The organism is Dehalobacter sp., from assembly GCF_030063005.1.
Taxonomy (GTDB): domain Bacteria; phylum Bacillota; class Desulfitobacteriia; order Desulfitobacteriales; family Syntrophobotulaceae; genus Dehalobacter; species Dehalobacter restrictus.
The window spans coordinates 20,886-39,997 of record NZ_JAPDHR010000026.1 but is presented as its reverse complement, the minus strand read 5'-3'; the positions used below and the strand labels follow the sequence as shown (position 1 = coordinate 39,997).

Genomic DNA, 19,112 nt, shown 5'->3' with positions numbered 1-19,112 from the left:
CATCAGACAAATTCGCGCAGGACACCGGCAAGGCTTTGCAGTCCTTCTTCAATTTTATCGTCAGGCATATTCGAAAAATTGATCCGGAAAGTATTTTCCCTGCCGCCGTTCGGGAAGAATGAACCGCCGGGTACAAACGCGACGTTCTGTTCCAGGCTTTTGATCAGCACATCCCTGGCATTGATATCCGTCGGAAGCTCAATCCAGGCAAAGAGCCCTCCTTTGGGTCTGGTAAAGGTGACTCCCTCGGGGAAATGATCCTCCATCAATTTTATCGTCAGATTGCGGCGTCTTTTATAGACTTTGCGAATTTTTTCAATATGTTCATCGATATTATATAATTCAAGGTATTTGGCAATTTCTCTCTGCGCCAGGGTGTTGCACTGCAAATCCGTTCCCTGTTTTACAAGGACATATTTTTCAACAACCTTCTGATCACCGGCAACCCAGCCGATCCGGTAACCCGGGCAGAATATTTTGGAGAACGTTCCGAGGCTTAAAACACAGCCCTCGTGATCAAAAGCCTGCAGGGACGGAAGCGGTTCATCCTCAAAACGCAATTCACCATAAGGATTATCTTCAATGATCATAACCTGATGTTTTCTGGCCGCCTTAACCAAATGTTCCCTTCTGGAAAGACTCCAGGTCCTGCCTGTCGGGTTTTGAAAGTCGGGAATCACATAAATGAGTTTAACATTGGACGTACTGTCCAGTATCCTGTCCAGTTCCGCAGGGATCATGCCATCCTCATCCGTCGGCACTTCTTTGAATTCGCAGCCATAAGCTTTGAACGCACTGATAGCAGCAAGATACGTCGGACTTTCGCACAGCACGACATCTCCTTCATCAAGAAAGACCTTTCCGGAAAGATCCAGGGCCTGTTGTGAACCGTGGGTCAAAAGGATATTATCCGGCTCAAATTTGGTGCCCAGCCGGTTATTCATACGTGCTGCAATCCATTTCCGCAAAGGAAGATAGCCTTCAGTGGTCGTATACTGTAAAGCTTCCGTCCCTTCTTCTTCCAGCACGATCCTGCTGACTTCCATGATTTCGTCGAGTGGAAACAGCTCCGGTGCCGGGAGTCCGCCTGCAAAGGAGATTATTTCCGGATTTTCCGTGACTTTTAGTATTTCCCTGATTTCTGAGGCTTTTAAATGACTGATTCTTTTTGCATAGTTGTATTCCATGACGCTCTCTTTTTCCTGCCTTTTCGCACAAATTCACATATTTATTAGTATCCCACATTTGATAGGAAGATTAAAGTCCTAATCTAGTAGATCGATTCGTAAATCCCATAACAACAAAGGTACCTTGGTTTGCCCGGATTAGCCTCCAGCTTTTGTAAATTAATTTTGCGAGAGAAAAATGTTATAATAAGTAGCGAGGTGATAGGAATGCAGATTCTTAAAAATGACTGGCATGATTTGCTTCATGCCGAATTCGATAAAGAATACTATCAGAAGCTTCGGAAGTTTCTAATCGATGAGTACCGATCCCGAACCATCTACCCGGACAAATTCGACATCTACAATGCCTTGCATTATACGGCGTATCAGGATGTAAAAGTGGTCATTCTGGGCCAGGATCCTTATCATGGCCCTCAACAAGCCCATGGTTTAAGCTTTTCTGTCCAGCCTGGTGTCCAGGCCCCGCCGTCCCTGATGAATATCTTTAAGGAACTGCACGATGATTTGGGATGTTATATTCCAAACAACGGTTATTTAAAGAAATGGGCCGACCAGGGCGTCTTGCTGCTCAATGCTTCGCTGACCGTCCGGTCCGGCCAGGCCAATTCCCACAGTAGCATAGGCTGGTCCAAGTTTACCGATAAAATCATCGAGCTCTTAAATGAGCGGGAAGACCCTGTTGTTTTTATTCTCTGGGGAAAAAATGCCCAGTCGAAACTGAGCATTCTCAATCCATCCAGGCATTGTATCATCAAATCTGTTCATCCCAGTCCGCTGTCTGCCCATGCCGGTTTCTTCGGCAGCAGACCGTTTTCCAAAGCCAATCAATTTTTGGTCTCGATTGGCAAGAAGCCAATTGACTGGCAAATAGAAAATCTGCCTGCCTCATCTACCACATTAGCCGGATCGCATCGTCCGTGATTTGGACTGCGCCTTCTTTGAGCAGCCTGCCTAACGCCCGCTTGAAAGCGGATTTGCTCATTTGCAGTTCCGACTTGATTTTTTCAGGAGAACTGCTGTCATTGAGCTTAAGCACACCGCCGTTTGCTTTTAACTTCTCTAAAATGACCCGGGCATCCGTCTCTATTTGCTGCGCGATCTCTTGTCTTAAACTTAATTCCAGCTTGCCATCCTGTCTTACCTTCTTGATTCGGATGTTGACCTTATCACCGATCGCGATGCTGCCACACAATTCCTTATTTGGAATCATACCGTGATATTGATTATCCACGGCGACAAACGCACCAAACTCAGGATTAAAGTTATAGACAGTGCCATGGGCATTGTCATTTTCTTTATAAGGAGAGTTTATTTTGAGCAAATCATATATTTTCATTGTAGCATATAATTGATGGCTGTTATTGAGCGCTAATCCCACCAGGTAGGTACCGCCTTTTTTGACCTCACTGACTTGCTCTTTAAGCGGCAGCAATAAGTCTTTCTCCAAACCCCAGTCTAAAAAAGCGCCAAATTCTGTCGTATCGACGACAGTTAAAGCAGCCGTTTCACCAAGTACCAGCCTTGGTTTTTTTATGGAGGCCATGATCCTTTCTTTCGTATCCTTATACACAAATACTTCGATTTTATCACCTATTCTGATATCCTTTGGAGCCAGGCTTATCGGTAATAATACACTATTTTGCGTATCGTTCTTTGCATTCAGGATATACCAATTTTGAGATGTTTTCACGACTTTTAATTCCTGCATTTTGCCATATTCAATCATCCAAATTTCCTCTTTATTTCATATATCTGATATCAGCTCTTAGTATTTCCTATTATATCTTTATTTAGAAGATTGTACTACTATCGGTCATTTTTATACTAAAATCCAGGAAATCATACGATCTTTGACTCCCTGGATCAAACGATATCCAAGTCTTGATTCGCAGTTAATTCACAAGTTCAAATTCACTATTATGCCGATTGTAGCGGAAGACCTCACCCGTTTCAATAATATAGTACCAGCCTTCGATTGTCAGCGTCTGATTCAGGACTCTTTCCTTGATAAACGGATATGTTAACAAATGTTTGAGCTGCTCCACAATGTTGATTTGTTCAGTCATCCATTCCCTTTTCGCCATTTCCGATTCTGGAATATTCATTGCTGTGATCTTTTCTTTAACATTCCCTGCCAATTCCAGCCATTTTCGGGTGTGCGGAATCGATTGCATTTCTTTCTCCGAGGCATATAGCGATTTGCACCCTCCGCAATTGGAATGGCCGCAGACTACGATATGCTGAATGCCAAGAATATTGACGGCATATTCAATTGCAGAAGTCGTGGCCAAATACTCTTCTATATTACGGTAAGGCGGTACAATGTTGGCGATATTCCGGATAACAAACAGTTCTCCGGGTAAAGTTCCGGTGATTAAATTGGGTACCAGTCTCGAATCCGAACAGCCGATGAATAACGTATGCGGGCTTTGAGAATTCCCTAATTCTTCAAAAAGCTGCCTGTGCTCCTGGAAATCCGTTTCTTTAAATTGAATAAGGCCCTGCAGTAATTTCTCCATATTTTACATCCTTGCTTCTTTTTATACCTCGATAATGTCCGTTCCTCCGCCCGTGAGACATCTGCCGCCGGCAGCACTTACCACATAGGTGTCTTCCACGCCCACCATGCCAATGTTGGGCAGACCCTTTTTCGGTTCGAGCGCGATGACCATATTCTCAGTGAGTTCCGCTAGAAAACCATTCGTAATCACAGGCAGTTCATCGACATGAAGCCCAACGCCGTGTCCGAGAAACTTAACTTGCCGTTCCCCATACCCCATAAAGTTCCGTCTGAAGTCTTCACTGAGCGTGCTCATTACCGATTGATAGATTTCCGACGGTATCGCCCCTGGAATCAGTTTTTCTGCCAGACGCTGCTCAATTTCCATACAGGCGCGATGCGCCTTCACAACATCGGCATCAGGCTTGGCTCCAAAAATATAGACCTGGGTTTTATCGGAATGATAGCCATTGCAGCCAAAACCGACATCGACAAAAACCAAATCCCCTTTTTTCAGCTTTCTTTCCCGGCTGCCTAACAAAGGAACGGCAGGACACATACCATAGGCCCCACCGGGGCCGTCAAAGCTGGTTGGGTAAAGAGAGCTTTCGCCAAAACCAATCTGTCCGGCAACCATTTCCGTCTGAAACATGGAAAAACGGCTGACACCATGATGTCCAATCTTGATCATGGCGGCATAAAGTTCCGCTACAAAATCAGCCTCGCTCATACCTTCCCTGAGCAGCGGCGGAACAAGTTCTCGCAGCAGCCTGCAATGGTTTTTTCCTGCTTGTTCCACCCATTCCAGCTCGTACGGCGATTTGACCGCTCTGACCGACAGCACCGGCTTGTCTACTGAATGAATGCTTGTCATCGTGAAGTACTTCTTCAGCCGCTGCAGCATGGCGAGCGGCACAATCTCTGTTTCAAGATACGTATTCCCTAGCCCAGGTCCGATCATCCCGGCCGCATCACGGTAACTTTCCATCGGATAGATCGTTGTCAGAGGCGATTCAGCTTTGGCGCGATCATAACTTCGGCGCACAAAATAGTGCCGGGTCCGGTCTTTTTGAATTACAAGCATGCCGTCCTGCATTGTTCCTGTAAAATAATACTGATTCACTTTACCAAGTATAAGGATAGCATCCCATTCAAGATAGGTCTGATCCATGAGGTCGCACAAGTGATTCAGTCTCCGGTCAAGCTCGTTTATCATAAGTGTCATAGACAGTTCCTCCGTTAGACAATGTATCGCGTACTTCTCTAGAGTTTACCATACTTTGCGTTTTTTCAAAATGGTGCAATTCCCTGACTTTGAAGTTTTACATTTTCTTGACAAAAAGTTAATTTCAAGCTAAGATTTAAGCAATATTTGATACTGTTAAACCGCAGAATGAGAGTAGTAACATGATGTTTGCTGTTTCAAGAGAGCCGCAGCCGGTGGAAAAGCGGTAACAGCACTGATGTGAATGGACTCATGAGGGCCGTGCAGAGATTACAAAGAATGATTGATGTAAGCGTATGCAGGCCGGGAACTCCGCCCGTTATGAATGGAGCGTATGTCCGTCATACGTTTTAAGCGGCGTGTAAACGCAAGTTGGGTGGTACCGCAGAGATCAAAGTCTTTGTCCGATAGTTTGGACAAGGCTTTTTTTTAATAGATTTTCGTTTATTCAACGAAGATTAATCAAAAGATAGTTAATAATAATCTGGAAAGGAATGAAGACCATGACAAGCATACCTTACAAAATCTATTTACCTGAAGAAGAGATGCCCAAGTACTGGTATAATGTAAAAGCTGTTATGAAAGAGCTCCCGCCGCCCTTTATTCATCCGGGCACGATGAAGCCCTGCACCGCAGATGATCTGCGGCCGATCTTCTGTGACGAACTGATTGAACAGGAACTGAACAACACGGACGAATATATCGAAATTCCTGAGGAAGTTCGTGAATACTACAGGATGTACCGTCCTTCCCCGCTCGTGAGAGCCTATAATCTCGAAAAGCTGCTGGATACACCAGCAGAGATCTATTTCAAATTTGAAGGCACGAATACTTCAGGTTCCCACAAATTAAACTCTGCAGCTGCCCAGGTTTATTATGCCAAAAAACAGGGTCTATCTTCGCTGACAACGGAAACCGGTGCAGGACAATGGGGTACGGCCTTATCGATGGCCTGTGCGTTTTATGATATTCCATTAACGGTCTATATGGTGAAGGTGTCTGCAGAACAGAAGCCTTACCGGAAAGCCGTCATTGAAACCTATGGCGGAAAAGTCATTCCATCTCCTTCCGACACGACGGAAATCGGCCGGAAGATTCTGGCTGAAAACCCCGGCACAGGTGGTTCTCTTGGCTGCGCGATTTCGGAAGCGATTGAAACATCTGTCAAAACCGAAAACTGCCGTTATGTACTTGGCAGCGTACTCGACCATGTCCTGCTGCACCAGTCCGTGATCGGCGAAGAAACCAAGCTTGCCTGTGACAAGTACGACATTGAGCCTGAAATGATTATTGGCTGTATCGGCGGCGGTTCGAACTTTGGCGGTCTGGTTGCACCTTTCATGGGTGACAAGATCCGCGGCAAAAACAATATCGAGTTTATTGGTGTTGAACCGGCCTCCTGCCCTTCTCTGACCCGCGGCAAATATGCGTTTGATTTTGGGGATACAGGAAAAACGACGCCCCTGATCAAAATGTATACGCTCGGATCAGGGTTCATTCCCTCTCCGAATCACGCCGGAGGCCTCAGGTATCACGGTATGAGCGGAATCGTTTCCAAACTGTACAATGACGGCTATATGACAGCCCGGGCAGTTGAACAGTCCAAGGTATTTGAAGCAGCTACAGCCTTTGCGCGCTGTGAAGGCATCCTGCCTGCTCCAGAATCCGCACATGCTTTGCGGGTTGCAATGGATGAAGCGCTCAAGTGCAAGGAAACCGGTCAAAAGAAGACCATCCTGTTTGGCCTGACTGGCACCGGATATTTTGATATGGCTGCTTATATGAGCTATAACGCCGGCACAATGACAGACTATATTCCGACCGATGCTGATCTGGAAAAAGGCTTTGCTACGCTGCCAAAAGTGGATCTATAGAATCAGCATTCCTAACAGACTTCGTGATAAGGGAATGTATCTAAACACAGCCTATGAAGGGCGCTTCAAATATAAATTGAGGCGTCCTTCCTTTATATCTCTTGGGCGTTGTAGCTTTGCACAGCGTTATAAAATTTTCGTTCCGAGGCAGGATATTTAAATTATGTGTCGAAATATTACAAAATTGCGTATTATAATATGAACTAAATAAAGAGCTGAATCCAGGCCAGCCTGGAGCGGGGGAACTTCTTTTTCTGGGGTGAATCGCATTTTGCGTAGGGCCTATACCTTTGGTCCGAATCCGTCAACTAACCTCGTAAGCAAAGAAAGGTGAAAATTTGATGCATTTTAAGCAGATCATTTGCGTTACCTTGGCCTGCCTTAAAAAAATATCATGGAAATCACCGCGCCTGCTCGGTGGTTTATTTATTACTATGATATTAATCGGGTCGTTTGCCTGTTACCTTGCCGCTCCAATGAATGCCATCGCTGTCTCAGTCAACGGGAAACAACTTGGACTCGTCTTTAACCAGAATACCGCAGATACACTTATGGCGTCTGCAGCCAAAGAAAAACCTTACGAGATGGCCTATACCAATATCACCGTCAGCAATGCCGATTATCTTCGTTCTGCGCTGCGGCCAAACAATGTTGAAGAAAAAATTAATCAACCCTACGATGCCTATCAGTTCGCCATTAATGGTACTGTGATTGCCGTTTTGCCGGACGCGGAAGATATTGATCAGGTCTTAAAAGAATTTCTGGCGTATTACGTGAAACCCACGAAAGATAATGTCGTGACTTCCGTTAAGATCGCCGAAGACGTCATATCCTCCAAAACAACGGCCGGGCTTTCTCAAATTCAATCACCTGAACAGGTTTTGAAATCTCTGATTGACCATAACTCCCTTACGGTCATCTGTCAGGGAAAATATACGGAAACGCAGAAAATCCAATATGATACCATCACCAAGAAGGATTATAAGCTCGGCTTTGGTAAAAATGAAGTGATTACGGCAGGCAGTAACGGATTGAAGTCCGTAACCTATTCTTATGTCCAGAGTAACGGCAAGTATTCGGAAAAGCAGGTTGTCAAGGAAACGATTCTCCAGGACGCTGTGACTGAAGTCATTGCCGAAGGCCCGACTGCCAAGCCGATCCTGGTTGCTTCCAGATCCAATAGCTATTCAAATGTTGTCGATTATGCACTGGGTTATGTCGGATGCCCGTATGTTTATGGCGGAATAAGTCCCGGCGGGTTTGACTGTTCCGGATTTACCCGCTATGTATACGCTGCGGCCGGTGTCTCCCTTCCCCATTCCTCTTTCGCGCAGTATGCTTCCGGTACCCCGGTTGGCAGGGATGAGCTGCAGCCGGGAGACCTTGTCTTTTTCTCGACCTATGCCCGGGGCGCCTCACACGTCGGTATTTATATTGGCGGAGGACAATATGTACACGCCTTTAATTATTCAACCGGCGTTGTCGTATCCAATCTAAGCGCGCATTCGTCCAGTTATCTTGGTGCCCGCAGATATTAACAACTTTGCTGGCAAGAGTTATCAAAACGAACACGATGATGCTAATAGTTTACTTTTAGCATCATTTTTATTTGCGAATCTCTTCCTAATCTCAGCTGATCGTAACCGGCATTGCCAGATTGACACTCTCTGTCATAACCGAGCTGTTTGCATTAAAAAATTGAATTTTTTTTTCCAATCCAGTATATTTATACGGGTAAGCAGCAAATTCATTGGTTATTATCATAGAACATATGAATGATCCTATTTAAAAATGGAGGGAAGAAAGAATGGATACGATTGCTTTAATCATTGCTGTTGTTCTCTTTATTGCGGGTATTGTTGGAACTGTTCTTCCCGTTTTGCCCGGCGTCATTTTAATCTATGCAGGAATGCTGGTGTATGGCTTCATGACAGGCTTCGCAACGTTAAATACCTACTTTTTCATCCTGCAGGCCCTGGTCATAATCCTGCTGTTCTTTGTGGATTATTTTGCCTCGGCTATCGGAACGAAACGCTTCGGCGGAAGCAAGCAGGCAGCCTGGGGCGCAGTGATCGGCACCATTCTGGGTTTGATCGTTCTTGGACCGCTTGGTATCATTCTCGGTCCGTTTTTGGGGGCGATTGCAGCCGAACTGATCCGTGGTACGGAATTAAAGAAGACAATCCAAATTGGTTTAGGTACACTGCTCGGTGTCCTTGGCGGTACTGCTGTCAAGATCGGTGCCGAAATCATTATGATTGTCTATTTTTTCGTGCGCATCTATTAATGACTTTGCATAAATATTCTATAGAAAGCACATTTCCCCTTTGATTTCTGACAGAAATATTAATTTCATTGTTTTCATAGAATGGAATTTATCCACCTGATTTTTTAATTTTAATGAAATATGCTATACTGTTCCGAGAAAAGAGTAAGATTCCTGCAAGTATTTGCAGGCTTTATTTTTAGAAAGCGTGGCTCTGCAGCATGAATATCCTGAACCGTTTTGTTCGTTATTATAAGCCTTACCGCCTGTTGTTTTATACGGATATGCTTTGTGCAGTGATTGTCTCCGTCGTCGATCTGTCCTTCCCTCAAATCCTAAATCACTTAAGCAAAAATGTTTTTACACAAGGCAGAGAAGTGATCCTGCACAGTATCAGCTTTTTCGGCGCAGCATTGCTGACACTCTACATAATCCGCTACTTTTGCCAGTATTTTATCACTTGCTGGGGCCATATCATGGGAGCCCGGATGGAAGCCGACATGCGCAGAGATTTATTCACGCACTTTCAGCGTCTGTCTTTCTCTTACTACGACCAAAACAATACCGGTGAGCTGATGTCCAGACTCGTCAATGACCTTTTTGACATTTCCGAACTGGCGCATCACGGACCGGAGAATATCTTTATTTCCTTCCTGAAAATCATAGGGTCATTTGTTTTGCTGATGCTGCTGAATGTGCCAATGACTCTTATCCTGCTCGCTGTCACAGCAATTATGGTGATTTTCAGTATTCAGCGTAACCTCAAGATGAAAGCGGTCTTCCTGGATAACCGAGTCAAAATTGCCAAAGTCAACACAAGCCTTCAGGATAGTCTGGCCGGAATCCGGGTGGTCAAATCCTTTGCCAACGAAGAAGCAGAAAAAATGAAATTCTGGAAAAGTAATCAGGACTTTCTGGCATCCAAAGCCAGCAGCTATAAAATAATGGGAGGTTATTTTGCCTGGAATTCCTTCTTTTCCGGGCTGCTTTATATAGTTGTCATTATCTCCGGCGGCCTGTCCATTGCCGGTGGATCACTAACGCTTACGGAACTTGTCATTTACCTGCTTTACATCAATATCTTTGTTCAACCATTGGAAGTACTGATTAATTTTACCGAACAGTTTCAAAAGGGTTTTGCCGGGTTTAAACGCTTTGAGGAAATTATGGAGACAAAACCTGATATTATGGAAAAACCAAACGCCCTGCCTCTGGAAAATGTCAAAGGTGAAATAGAATTTTCCAATGTTTCTTTTCGATACAACCTCGATGATGATGTCCTCCAGAATGTCAGCATCCGAATTCCTACCGGAAGGAAAGTTGCTCTGGTCGGTCCCTCTGGCGGCGGAAAAACAACACTGTGCTCCCTACTCCCCCGTTTCTATGACGTTACCGAAGGAACCATTACGATTGACGGTAACGATATCCGGGATATCACGCTGGAATCCTTAAGAAATGCGATCGGGATCGTGCAGCAGGATGTCTATATGTTCAGCGGTACGATCAAGGAGAATATTGCCTACGGCAAAGCGAATGCCTCCGACCAGGAAATCATCGAGGCTGCCCGCAGTGCCAACATTCATGAATTCATCATGTCTTTGGGACTTGGTTATGACACGTTCGTCGGTGAACGGGGCGTCCGGCTTTCGGGAGGACAAAAACAGCGACTTTCGATAGCAAGGGTATTTTTGAAGAACCCGCCGATATTAATCCTGGATGAAGCGACTTCGGCACTGGATAATGAAAGTGAACGCTATATTCAGGAGTCTCTGTCCAAGCTATCGCATAACCGGACGACGATTATTATTGCCCATCGTCTGAGTACCATTAAAAATGCTGACGAAATCATTGTCATTACAGATGAGGGCATTCAAGAAAGAGGCACTCACCGCCAGTTGATTAATCTTGACGGGATCTATGCCCGGTATTACAACATGCAGTTTGAGGGAATCGATACACAAGTACGTCAGCCGGAGTAAAGCAGATCAACGCAAACGTATTCAAAGTAATTATTGTCCATAAGCACTAATGATCGGTATTATTTTGCCGAAAATTTTTTGCAGAAAAATTTAACTTAATAATATTTTTGTTATTTGACAAAAATAAGTTAGGTCATAATTGCTTATGGAGGTAAAGATAAAATGGATGAAAAAAACAAGACCATCTTAGCTTCTGCCAAAAAAGATATGGAAGTTAGTGAGGAAATCGGCGATCTGAGAAGCCAGTTATCCGCAATGGAAAACACCATGAATCAGTTGAAACAAGTATCATTCAGTAACTTTTCTTCTCAGGGTAGTACAGTAAATCAGAACGAAATCATTCAGCAGAGCCAGCAGGCAGCCAATCAGCTTCAGCAGCAAATTCAGGGCTTCCGCAACCAGACCCAGCAGCAGAAACAGCAGGCAGATCAACAGCTGCGACAAGCTATCCAAACGGCGATGACCGCTTTGACACAGGCCAATCAGCAGATCCAGGCTCACCAAGTACTGGAACAGATGGGTCAACTTATTGATCAGACTCAGGGCCAGTTATTTCAGATGAGCCAGCAGGGCCAAAGCCAGCAGCCTTCTCAGTATGGGCAAAGCATTCAGGGTCAGGGTATGCAGGGACAGAGCAGACCGAGTCATTAATCTCAATTTATCAATACCCAGTATTTGCATACTGGGTATTTTTACATATTATATCCATATATTGGTATTCTATTAAGGAGGAAAGAAGATGTTATTATTTAACAGAAATGCCTCATACTCTTATTATCAAAGTATGCAGCAATCAACCTGGGATAAATCAATAACCGATACTGGGACATCAGCGGCGACATCAATAGAGACTGAGACTGAGACTGAAACTAGAACAAAGACTGAAGCTGATTCAGCACTTGCAACAGAAGAAAATAAATCTCATACCGGGTCTGTCTCCGTTGGTACCGGTAACGAAGATCTTGATGAAATCATTGAAATTGCCGGTTATTCCTATGATGCGCGACAGGATATTTTTATCTCGAATATGAAGCCCTGGCAAAGGTATATCGGTTACTGCCGGCTTTTTGATGAGGCTGCCGCACCGCTTGGCATGATCATCGACTGTGAACCCATAACCTTTGATTACCTCAACGAAAAGTGGATGGTTGGCCTTTGGAAAGGTCAGTATGATTTGGTCAACGGCGGTGAAATCGGCCTGTATAAGTCAAACGGTCTTGTTTACCAGTCCGTCAACGATAAGGAGCTTCTGGACATGTCGTATACCATCAAGAAGAATGGAAAAAAACTTTTCTCCAGAAAAGCAAAACATTGGTGGCTGACCGGTTTCAAACTCGGAGAATTTGCTGAGCCGAATGAGCTGACGATGGATATCTGCCTCACGTTGAAAGACGTTAATATGAGGAATGCTTTTCTTGCAGGAATGCGTAAAGTCGGCTACAACGAGCACGAATTAGCCGTAGAGGATAACAGCGTAAGCTTCACGTTCGATATCCCCAAGACGGCCCAGCCCTGGACCCGCACACGATTGACTGATCAGTTGATCCAGCGCAAAAATAAATTCTTATGTGAAAAATATCAGGAAATAACCGGCTCTGAGGGTACCGTCCAGGAACGGCTCAAATTGTTGGAAAAACAAGATCCCGGAATGTACAAGAAAGTGAAAAAAATTGGCAAACGCACCCCTTCCCTGGAAGCCTGGATGGAAGTATTGATGACAGCTCTGATTATTATCATCTTTTTAAGAGTCAATACAGTCAGATTACAACGTTTAAGTATTGAATCCTAAAATTCTATTCATTAAAAATTTTATTTGTCACGGACAAACCTGTTCCAGAGTTTGTCCTTTTTACATAAAATATTATTGTCAAATATTCTAAAAATTAAATCTGTTAAGGGGCGAATCCAATGTTATTTCACAAATCCAACGCTTTCATTCGCTATCCTATTCAAACCGGAATCTCCAATCCTGAAATTATGGAACGTCTTGCGGTTCCCGCCCAAGGTACCGGTGACCCCGATTTGGATCAGGTGATTGAAAATGCCGGTTATCGGTATGATCCAGGACAGGATATTTTTTACGCGACTTTAAATCCATGGCAAAGAAATGCCGGGTATTGCCGAATTTATGATGAGGTATCAGCCCCGACGGGTATGATTATTGATTGTGAACCGGTTTATTTTGAATATGACGGCAAGAAATGGATGATTGGCTTCTGGAAAGGTCAGTACGATCTGGTAACCGGCGGAGAAATCGGGATTTATACCGGAGCATTTCATTTTACGCTTCCGGGAATTTTTAGCGGAATGTTTTATAAATCCGTAGACAACGATGAATTACTGCCGATGTCCTTCGTATTAAGAAAGAATGGAAGCGTGCTCTTTACCAGATCAGAAAAACACTGGTGGCTGACAGGTTTTAAATTAGGCGAATTTTCTGATCCTTCGGAATTAACGATGGATATTGATCTTGCTTTTCCGAATACAGCAATGCGGGACGCTTTTCTAAACGGTTTACGAGATGCCGGATACAATGACCAGGAATTTTATTTTTCCGGAAATAACGTATCTTTCACTTTTGCCAAGCCGCATACCGTCCAGCCAAGAACGCGGAAACCCAGTACAGACCGGATCATTCAGGCTAAAAACAAATTGTTATGTGACAAATATCAGGAAATCACGGGTCCTTACAGCACAATGCAGGATAAAATGAAAGCGATTGAGAGCCTAGCCCCGCAGTTATATCAAACCGTCTTAAGACTCGGAAAGAGCAAGGAATTTTATGAATTGTGGATGAAGGTTCTGATCCTGGGCTTAGTTGGTCTTTTTGGTTACAGAAGAAGCAGAGAACTTTTCGAACATCAAAGAATCAGTGAATAGCAGCAATTTTTGGGACAAAAGGTCCTTTTTTTTTGCCTATTTTTTACGATCCCCTCCCAAACCTACCTCTTTGTTCTCTTCGTTATTTAGGAATAAACAGTTTGTTTTGATGACAGCATTCAAAGAATCTTTTTTTATACCACTTGACCGCCTGATAAAAATGGTACCAGTCGGATTCTGCAAAATGATCAGCAAGAATCACATTTTCTACTCTCCTGTTATTAAAGGTTTGGGGATTAAAATTTTGAAACGCTTTTCTCAGCCATTCACTCTCCTGATAGACAATGCCAGACCATTCATTTTTCTGAAACATCCCGTATTTAAGCATGAAGGCAATCCAGTTTTCTTCCCTGTTTCTATCCGAATCTTTATTAATCAGCTGGCTCATAAGTTTAGGGGTATCATCGAATTGATAATTTGAATCCCGGAATTCAGGATGTTTTTTTAAATAAATCTCAAGGTACCCTTTTATTTTGGCCAAAGCTCGCTGATACCTTTCTTTATTGTCAATCTCCACAACGGTGTATCTGCCCTCGAAGGTATCGCTGCTGTCATACCGATAGGACCAAACAAGGTAAGGCAGATCAGGAAAGGTCAACGCCTGCCCGTGGCCATAAGCGGGCACAATACGGTCAAACATTTCGTCATATTTTTCTCCGCATAACTGTTTAAACAAATACAAAATCAGATCAGGTATTCCTAAGTAGACTTCATTGCGCGCTCCGCAATGATTAATATCATTCACTTTGCTGAGCATGCCGCTGAAACCCTGATGTGAAAAAGTATCGGCATAAGCATGCAGAACAATCCCAAATTTAATCAGATTATTGTCGTCCAGGGCCTCATTTAAAAGCACCAGGGCCACTGGCGACTCCTCTTTACAGCGGAGTTTCTTCGTGAAGTTTTCTCCTTTGCAGCCAGGAACAAAATGAAAGGCACAGGTATTGTTGATCATTGCCTCGTAATTAAACGTTTTTATTTTAAAATAGGAATGACAGGTTGCCATATTTAAAAAAACGGCACGGTTATCAGAGCGGTCAACACTGACTTCCGGTGCCGGATTTTGGATCGTCATCAGATTAATTCTGGCATCATCCACATACTGCGAAGCATAGGCAATTTTTCTGGAGCTTTCCTTGTTGAACCCACATGACCTGCAAAATGCCAAAAGCGCATAATAATGAATATCTCTTTTCAATAGAAGGCTCCTCCTTTGCCATGTCCATCTTGATCTTATACAAACCTTCAAGATAATATATGGAAATGGCAAAACGGAAGTGAACCTTTTTCTATTCGTTCATCCCGGTATAAATAAGAATCGCATCCCGTAAAAAGGCTGCTGTCCCAGGATGCTTCTTATCATAGTAGGCTGTAAACCTCGGGTCATCAGCATACATCTGTCCCAGACCGGCATGTGCTTCTTTGCTGTATTCCTTCCAAAAATAGCTCAGCCAGTTACGGTGCAGCTCTGTGGTTTCCTGAGCAAGTCCGGAGGCAGGATCACCTGTTTGGAAAGCTGCTTCAAGCTTTTCCGTAATCATGGCAGAAAGCCTAGTCATTTCTTCATACTCCTCAGGTTTCATGCCCTGAAATTTTTGATTGGACTGATCGACAACATCGTCTCCATATTTTTGGCGGATTTCCTCGCCATAAGTTGTTTCATTTTCTTGAATCATTTTTTTCTTAAATCCTTCAAATTTTTCTTGGTCAGACATGGTAATTCTCCCTTCATAAGACGCAATCGTTTTCTCAATATTCACGATAAGGCTTTCAAGCTGCGCTTTTTTTTCCAGCAGCTGTGAACGGTGCTCCCGGAAAGCTTTTAGTTCATTAAAAGACGGTGAATTGATCACTTCCTTAATTGTTTCCAGCCCCATACCCAGTTCACGATAAAGCAAGATCTGCTGCAGCCTGTTTACTTCCGCCTGTCCGTATAGGCGATAGCCTGAAGAATTAATCCTGGCCGGCTTTAGAAGCCCCATCTGATCATAATACCTTATTGTTCTGGGACTGATGCCTGCCAACCGGCTAAGTTTCTGTACAGAATATTCCACACCACTCACCTCAAAACTAGGATACACCTTGACGTCGCGTCAATGTCAAGAAAAATATTTCCGATACTTTGGGACAAAATAAGATATAATATTACAATTATAGGCTATTTATGGTAATATTATGAAAGTGGAGAATGATAAGGAGGGATTTATATGACATCGCAAGACAATATGAAAGAATCTTTTGCTGGCGAATCTCAGGCTAACCGAAAATATACCGCTTTCGCTCAGAAAGCTGAAGAAGAAGGATATAACGGCGCTGCCAAGCTATTTCGGGCAGCAGCTGAAGCTGAAGCCCTGCATGCGTTAAGCCAGATGAAAGTGCTGGGTATGCTGAAATCAACAGAAGAGAATCTCAAATCGGGGATTGATGGTGAAACCTTTGAGTTTACGAAAATGTATCCGCGTTTTCTGGAGAATGCAAAAGACGAAGGTAATTCTGAAGCACAAAGAGTTTTTCATTTAGCCAACGAGGCTGAGAAATCGCATGCCGCCTTATACAAAGACGCACTTAAAGATTTAACGGCAGACAATGACTATTATTACTGCCAGGTATGTGGCTATATCCATAAAAACGAAGCACCGGAAAAATGCCCCGTTTGTGGTGCCCCCTCTTCAAAATTCAAGAATGTGCAATAAAAAGCCCAATCAAGAGCACTGTTACAACGCTGCCGACAATTTTGCCGGCAGCGTTTTTATTGTTTAATAGTAAACTCTGGGTTTACATCATGTAGCCTAACTGCTCTTCGGCTATTGCGCCATCCATGGCGCAAATAGCCGCGCTCCGCATCGTGCTCCGCTTGGCCGCAGATAGACTACATGACGTTATATTTCGGGTTCATTAAGCCATTATATAAAGGTCTCTCGTCGCTTATTTGCTGTTCTGAATGCTTTAAAATGGAATTAATGTTTATTATATCAATGCCAGACACTTCATACTGCTGAATTCTTCAAATATTGTAGCCTTACACAGATATGGAGTCGAGCGTTAAGTGTCAGTGGCGTTAAGCGAGCAAAAACCGCAGCGTCAAGACATGCCAACGGTGAACATTCTAAAAAGCCCAGAGGTTTTGGCATGTTAGCGAGGATTTGTGCGAGTAGCCACGAAAACGTGCGAGTGGAATATCTGTGTAAGGCTACAATTACCCAAGAATATAAAAAGAAGCAACTCAAAATATTAATTCTATACATTTGCGGCTTGTGTTTAGCTCTATCCTTGCTTATTGACCGGTTTTCTTCGATAGAAGCACAGGAAGATCAAGCCAATCAGAGAAGAAATCGTAACTGTCAGATACACCTGCTTAAATCCGCTGTTTAAGGTTTTTTGGAATTCTGATTCAATGGCTGTACTTCTCTGATCAATCTCCGCGAGATAATTTTGTTTAGCTGTGTCAAAAGCTCCCGGGACGGCATCTTTTAAGACCGTCATTTTTTCTATCGTATCCCGGAAGGATACGCTTGACTGGGGCATCGATTCCACAACCGTAAGCTCATCAATTCCGTTTTGAATCCCGGTTTGAATATTCGAAATCATATCCGGAGCCATGCCAGCAAAGAAGCTCCCTGCAATCAATTTGCTGTTCTCCGTGATGGTCGTAACGTCAGAAGATTTTATTTTGTCCATCAGCTCGTCAGGAATTTGATAGTCACTGCTGCTGTTCATATTGATTTCAATCTTTTCCAGATAGGAAAAGTTGGGCATATCGACGGTTGCCAGAACATTTTTCATCATTGGATCGCTTTTCATCTCATTGATTTCTGTTGTAAGTTCCTGTGCATACGGCAGTTTCGGCATGGAGACTTCTTTGGGCAGCAGGTTCATCACATTATTCTGAACCGCCACTCCGGCATGCGCCAGAAAACCAACCATGACTGCCGGCGCAATCGCCGTTCCGATCGATCGAACAAGAGACAAGGCGGCGAGTGCCGAATTGGACTCTTCATCTTTGGCATTTTCCAGCATCATATAATTTAATGGTGTGCCCATCGTAAAGCCCATACCAAGACCCATGAGAACCAGACTGATGTTTACCGTCAGCATACTGGGCTGGTCAGCTGCGACAAAGATCAGAAACAGCGAACCAAGCAAAGATATCAGAAAACCTAGACCTAGAATCATTTTAGGTCCGTATTTATCGATCAGCTTTCCGGATAAAGGAGCGCCAACCCCTGCAAACAAACCGAGAATGATAACAAAATAGCCGCCGCTTCCGGAAGCAATTTTCAGTGAGTTTTCGGCAAACTGCGGTACAAAAATCATCCCCATTAACACAATTCCGGTAATAAAGGCAATGATAAAGGTGATCATGATCCTCGAGTTTGTAAAATACGATAAATTCATCACCGGATCCTCTGCTTTTTTCTCAGCCAGGATAAAGAAAGGAATAAGAATCCCAAACAGGGTCAGGAAAGGATAAACACTCGTACTGATTAAAGTTGACTTGAAATCAAAGAAGTCAATATTTTTAAGTCCATACATTAAAGCGAGAATCATCACGGTCAGAATCAGGATTCCACCGATATCAATCTTTTTGACATTGTCATTTCTGTTGTTTGGCAGACAGAGGAAGCCGGCGATCAGGATAAACAGCGTGATCGGCAGATTCACATAAAAGATAAACTGCCAGTTACTGCTGCCAAAGATATCCAGAATTGCACTGCCTGCCGAAGCACCGAAAATATTGGCAATCCCGTATACTCCCCCAACCAGTCCCAGGGCCATCCCCCGTTTTTCCGGAGGAAAAGTCGTGCCAAATTCAGCAGTCGCAACCGGAAGGATTCCGCCTCCACCAAGCGCCTGGACAATTCTGGCTGCGAGCAGGACCGTAAAGCTGTTAAACTCCTGGGCTAAACCGCAAAATAAAGAACCCAGACCAAAGAGAAAGATACTGGCAAGATAAATGTACTTGCGTCCGAACATATCAGCAAGTTTACCCATGATCGGAATACTGGCCGCATAAGCCAGTGTATAAATCGTAATCATCCAGATCCCGGTTTTTTCATCGACCAGCAAATTATTTTGAATAACTGTTCTGGCTGGTGTGACAATTCCCGTGTCAATCGCACCCATAAAAATACCGAGCAGATATAGAATCATAACGAGAACAAAGCTCTTTTTCGTATTTGATTTGTTCAACTTGCTTAACT

Annotated in this window: 16 protein-coding genes and 1 riboswitch; of the genes, 9 read left to right on the top strand and 7 right to left on the bottom strand. The window is 43.8% G+C overall.

The window, feature by feature from the left end:
• Window positions 1-2: 2 nt before the first annotated feature.
• The gene (locus OKX56_RS08340; protein ID WP_287896159.1) at window positions 3-1,187 is read right to left on the bottom strand and encodes an aminotransferase-like domain-containing protein; all 1,185 of its coding nucleotides are present in this window, start codon (window positions 1,185-1,187) and stop codon (window positions 3-5) included.
• A 207-nt stretch (window positions 1,188-1,394) separates the two neighbouring features.
• Between OKX56_RS08340 and OKX56_RS08335 the strand changes: the two genes are divergently transcribed.
• Window positions 1,395-2,108, top strand: a complete 714-nt coding sequence (locus tag OKX56_RS08335) for a uracil-DNA glycosylase (RefSeq protein ID WP_287896158.1) — start codon at window positions 1,395-1,397, stop codon at window positions 2,106-2,108.
• On the opposite strand, the gene OKX56_RS08330 is transcribed toward OKX56_RS08335, so the two are convergent.
• From OKX56_RS08330 to OKX56_RS08320, 3 genes are all read right to left on the bottom strand, one after another.
• Complete coding sequence (locus OKX56_RS08330; protein ID WP_287896157.1) at window positions 2,077-2,913, bottom strand: CvfB family protein; 837 nt, start codon at window positions 2,911-2,913, stop codon at window positions 2,077-2,079. The genes OKX56_RS08335 and OKX56_RS08330 overlap by 32 nt on opposite strands.
• Window positions 2,914-3,079: 166 nt before the next feature.
• The gene (locus OKX56_RS08325; protein ID WP_287896156.1) at window positions 3,080-3,706 is read right to left on the bottom strand and encodes a carbonic anhydrase; all 627 of its coding nucleotides are present in this window, start codon (window positions 3,704-3,706) and stop codon (window positions 3,080-3,082) included.
• 21 nt (window positions 3,707-3,727) lie between these two features.
• Entirely contained in the window at window positions 3,728-4,912 is a 1,185-nt protein-coding gene (locus OKX56_RS08320) for a M24 family metallopeptidase (RefSeq protein ID WP_287896155.1), read from the bottom strand.
• 503 nt (window positions 4,913-5,415) lie between these two features.
• Here OKX56_RS08320 and OKX56_RS08315 point away from each other — a divergent pair.
• From OKX56_RS08315 to OKX56_RS08285, 7 genes are all read left to right on the top strand, one after another.
• The gene (locus tag OKX56_RS08315) at window positions 5,416-6,786 is read left to right on the top strand and encodes a TrpB-like pyridoxal phosphate-dependent enzyme (RefSeq protein ID WP_287896154.1); all 1,371 of its coding nucleotides are present in this window, start codon (window positions 5,416-5,418) and stop codon (window positions 6,784-6,786) included.
• Between the two features lie 203 nt (window positions 6,787-6,989).
• Window positions 6,990-7,124: riboswitch (cyclic di-AMP (ydaO/yuaA leader) on the top strand.
• A 3-nt stretch (window positions 7,125-7,127) separates the two neighbouring features.
• On the top strand, window positions 7,128-8,324 hold the full coding sequence (locus tag OKX56_RS08310; protein WP_287896153.1) for an NlpC/P60 family protein: 1,197 nt from the start codon (window positions 7,128-7,130) through the stop codon (window positions 8,322-8,324).
• Window positions 8,325-8,593: 269 nt separating this feature from the next.
• The gene (locus tag OKX56_RS08305) at window positions 8,594-9,073 is read left to right on the top strand and encodes a DUF456 domain-containing protein (protein ID WP_287896152.1); all 480 of its coding nucleotides are present in this window, start codon (window positions 8,594-8,596) and stop codon (window positions 9,071-9,073) included.
• A gap of 200 nt (window positions 9,074-9,273) precedes the next feature.
• Complete coding sequence (locus OKX56_RS08300; RefSeq protein ID WP_287896151.1) at window positions 9,274-11,031, top strand: ABC transporter ATP-binding protein; 1,758 nt, start codon at window positions 9,274-9,276, stop codon at window positions 11,029-11,031.
• Window positions 11,032-11,193: 162 nt separating this feature from the next.
• Window positions 11,194-11,682 carry a hypothetical protein gene (locus OKX56_RS08295; RefSeq protein WP_287896150.1) on the top strand — a complete coding sequence of 163 codons (489 nt, stop codon included), beginning with the start codon at window positions 11,194-11,196 and terminating at the stop codon, window positions 11,680-11,682.
• Between the two features lie 88 nt (window positions 11,683-11,770).
• Window positions 11,771-12,820 (top strand): DUF4474 domain-containing protein, encoded by a 1,050-nt coding sequence (locus tag OKX56_RS08290; protein ID WP_287896149.1) that lies wholly within the window; start codon window positions 11,771-11,773, stop codon window positions 12,818-12,820.
• Window positions 12,821-12,939: 119 nt separating this feature from the next.
• On the top strand, window positions 12,940-13,911 hold the full coding sequence (locus OKX56_RS08285) for a DUF4474 domain-containing protein (protein ID WP_287896148.1): 972 nt from the start codon (window positions 12,940-12,942) through the stop codon (window positions 13,909-13,911).
• Between the two features lie 82 nt (window positions 13,912-13,993).
• Here OKX56_RS08285 and OKX56_RS08280 read toward each other — a convergent pair whose 3' ends face one another.
• Window positions 13,994-15,109 carry a DUF6765 family protein gene (locus tag OKX56_RS08280; RefSeq protein ID WP_287896147.1) on the bottom strand — a complete coding sequence of 372 codons (1,116 nt, stop codon included), beginning with the start codon at window positions 15,107-15,109 and terminating at the stop codon, window positions 13,994-13,996.
• 91 nt (window positions 15,110-15,200) lie between these two features.
• Window positions 15,201-15,965, bottom strand: coding sequence for a MerR family transcriptional regulator (locus tag OKX56_RS08275; protein ID WP_287896146.1), 765 nt, complete (start codon window positions 15,963-15,965; stop codon window positions 15,201-15,203).
• Between the two features lie 153 nt (window positions 15,966-16,118).
• On the opposite strand from OKX56_RS08275, the gene OKX56_RS08270 reads away from it, so the two are divergent.
• On the top strand, window positions 16,119-16,604 hold the full coding sequence (locus tag OKX56_RS08270) for a rubrerythrin family protein (protein ID WP_287896145.1): 486 nt from the start codon (window positions 16,119-16,121) through the stop codon (window positions 16,602-16,604).
• A 571-nt stretch (window positions 16,605-17,175) separates the two neighbouring features.
• On the opposite strand, the gene OKX56_RS08265 is transcribed toward OKX56_RS08270, so the two are convergent.
• On the bottom strand, window positions 17,176-19,101 hold the full coding sequence (locus OKX56_RS08265; RefSeq protein ID WP_287896144.1) for an MFS transporter: 1,926 nt from the start codon (window positions 19,099-19,101) through the stop codon (window positions 17,176-17,178).
• Window positions 19,102-19,112 lie beyond the last annotated feature (11 nt).

What these genes read in the sequence shown, in the direction of transcription:
- OKX56_RS08340 (WP_287896159.1), bottom strand. Translation starts at nt 1,187, where the DNA reads ATGGAATACAACTATGCAAAAAGAATCAGTCATTTAAAAGCCTCAGAA.
- OKX56_RS08335 (WP_287896158.1), top strand. Translation starts at nt 1,395, where the DNA reads ATGCAGATTCTTAAAAATGACTGGCATGATTTGCTTCATGCCGAATTC.
- OKX56_RS08330 (WP_287896157.1), bottom strand. Translation starts at nt 2,913, where the DNA reads ATGATTGAATATGGCAAAATGCAGGAATTAAAAGTCGTGAAAACATCT.
- OKX56_RS08325 (WP_287896156.1), bottom strand. Translation starts at nt 3,706, where the DNA reads ATGGAGAAATTACTGCAGGGCCTTATTCAATTTAAAGAAACGGATTTC.
- OKX56_RS08320 (WP_287896155.1), bottom strand. Translation starts at nt 4,912, where the DNA reads ATGACACTTATGATAAACGAGCTTGACCGGAGACTGAATCACTTGTGC.
- OKX56_RS08315 (WP_287896154.1), top strand. Translation starts at nt 5,416, where the DNA reads ATGACAAGCATACCTTACAAAATCTATTTACCTGAAGAAGAGATGCCC.
- OKX56_RS08310 (WP_287896153.1), top strand. Translation starts at nt 7,128, where the DNA reads ATGCATTTTAAGCAGATCATTTGCGTTACCTTGGCCTGCCTTAAAAAA.
- OKX56_RS08305 (WP_287896152.1), top strand. Translation starts at nt 8,594, where the DNA reads ATGGATACGATTGCTTTAATCATTGCTGTTGTTCTCTTTATTGCGGGT.
- OKX56_RS08300 (WP_287896151.1), top strand. Translation starts at nt 9,274, where the DNA reads ATGAATATCCTGAACCGTTTTGTTCGTTATTATAAGCCTTACCGCCTG.
- OKX56_RS08295 (WP_287896150.1), top strand. Translation starts at nt 11,194, where the DNA reads ATGGATGAAAAAAACAAGACCATCTTAGCTTCTGCCAAAAAAGATATG.
- OKX56_RS08290 (WP_287896149.1), top strand. Translation starts at nt 11,771, where the DNA reads ATGTTATTATTTAACAGAAATGCCTCATACTCTTATTATCAAAGTATG.
- OKX56_RS08285 (WP_287896148.1), top strand. Translation starts at nt 12,940, where the DNA reads ATGTTATTTCACAAATCCAACGCTTTCATTCGCTATCCTATTCAAACC.
- OKX56_RS08270 (WP_287896145.1), top strand. Translation starts at nt 16,119, where the DNA reads ATGACATCGCAAGACAATATGAAAGAATCTTTTGCTGGCGAATCTCAG.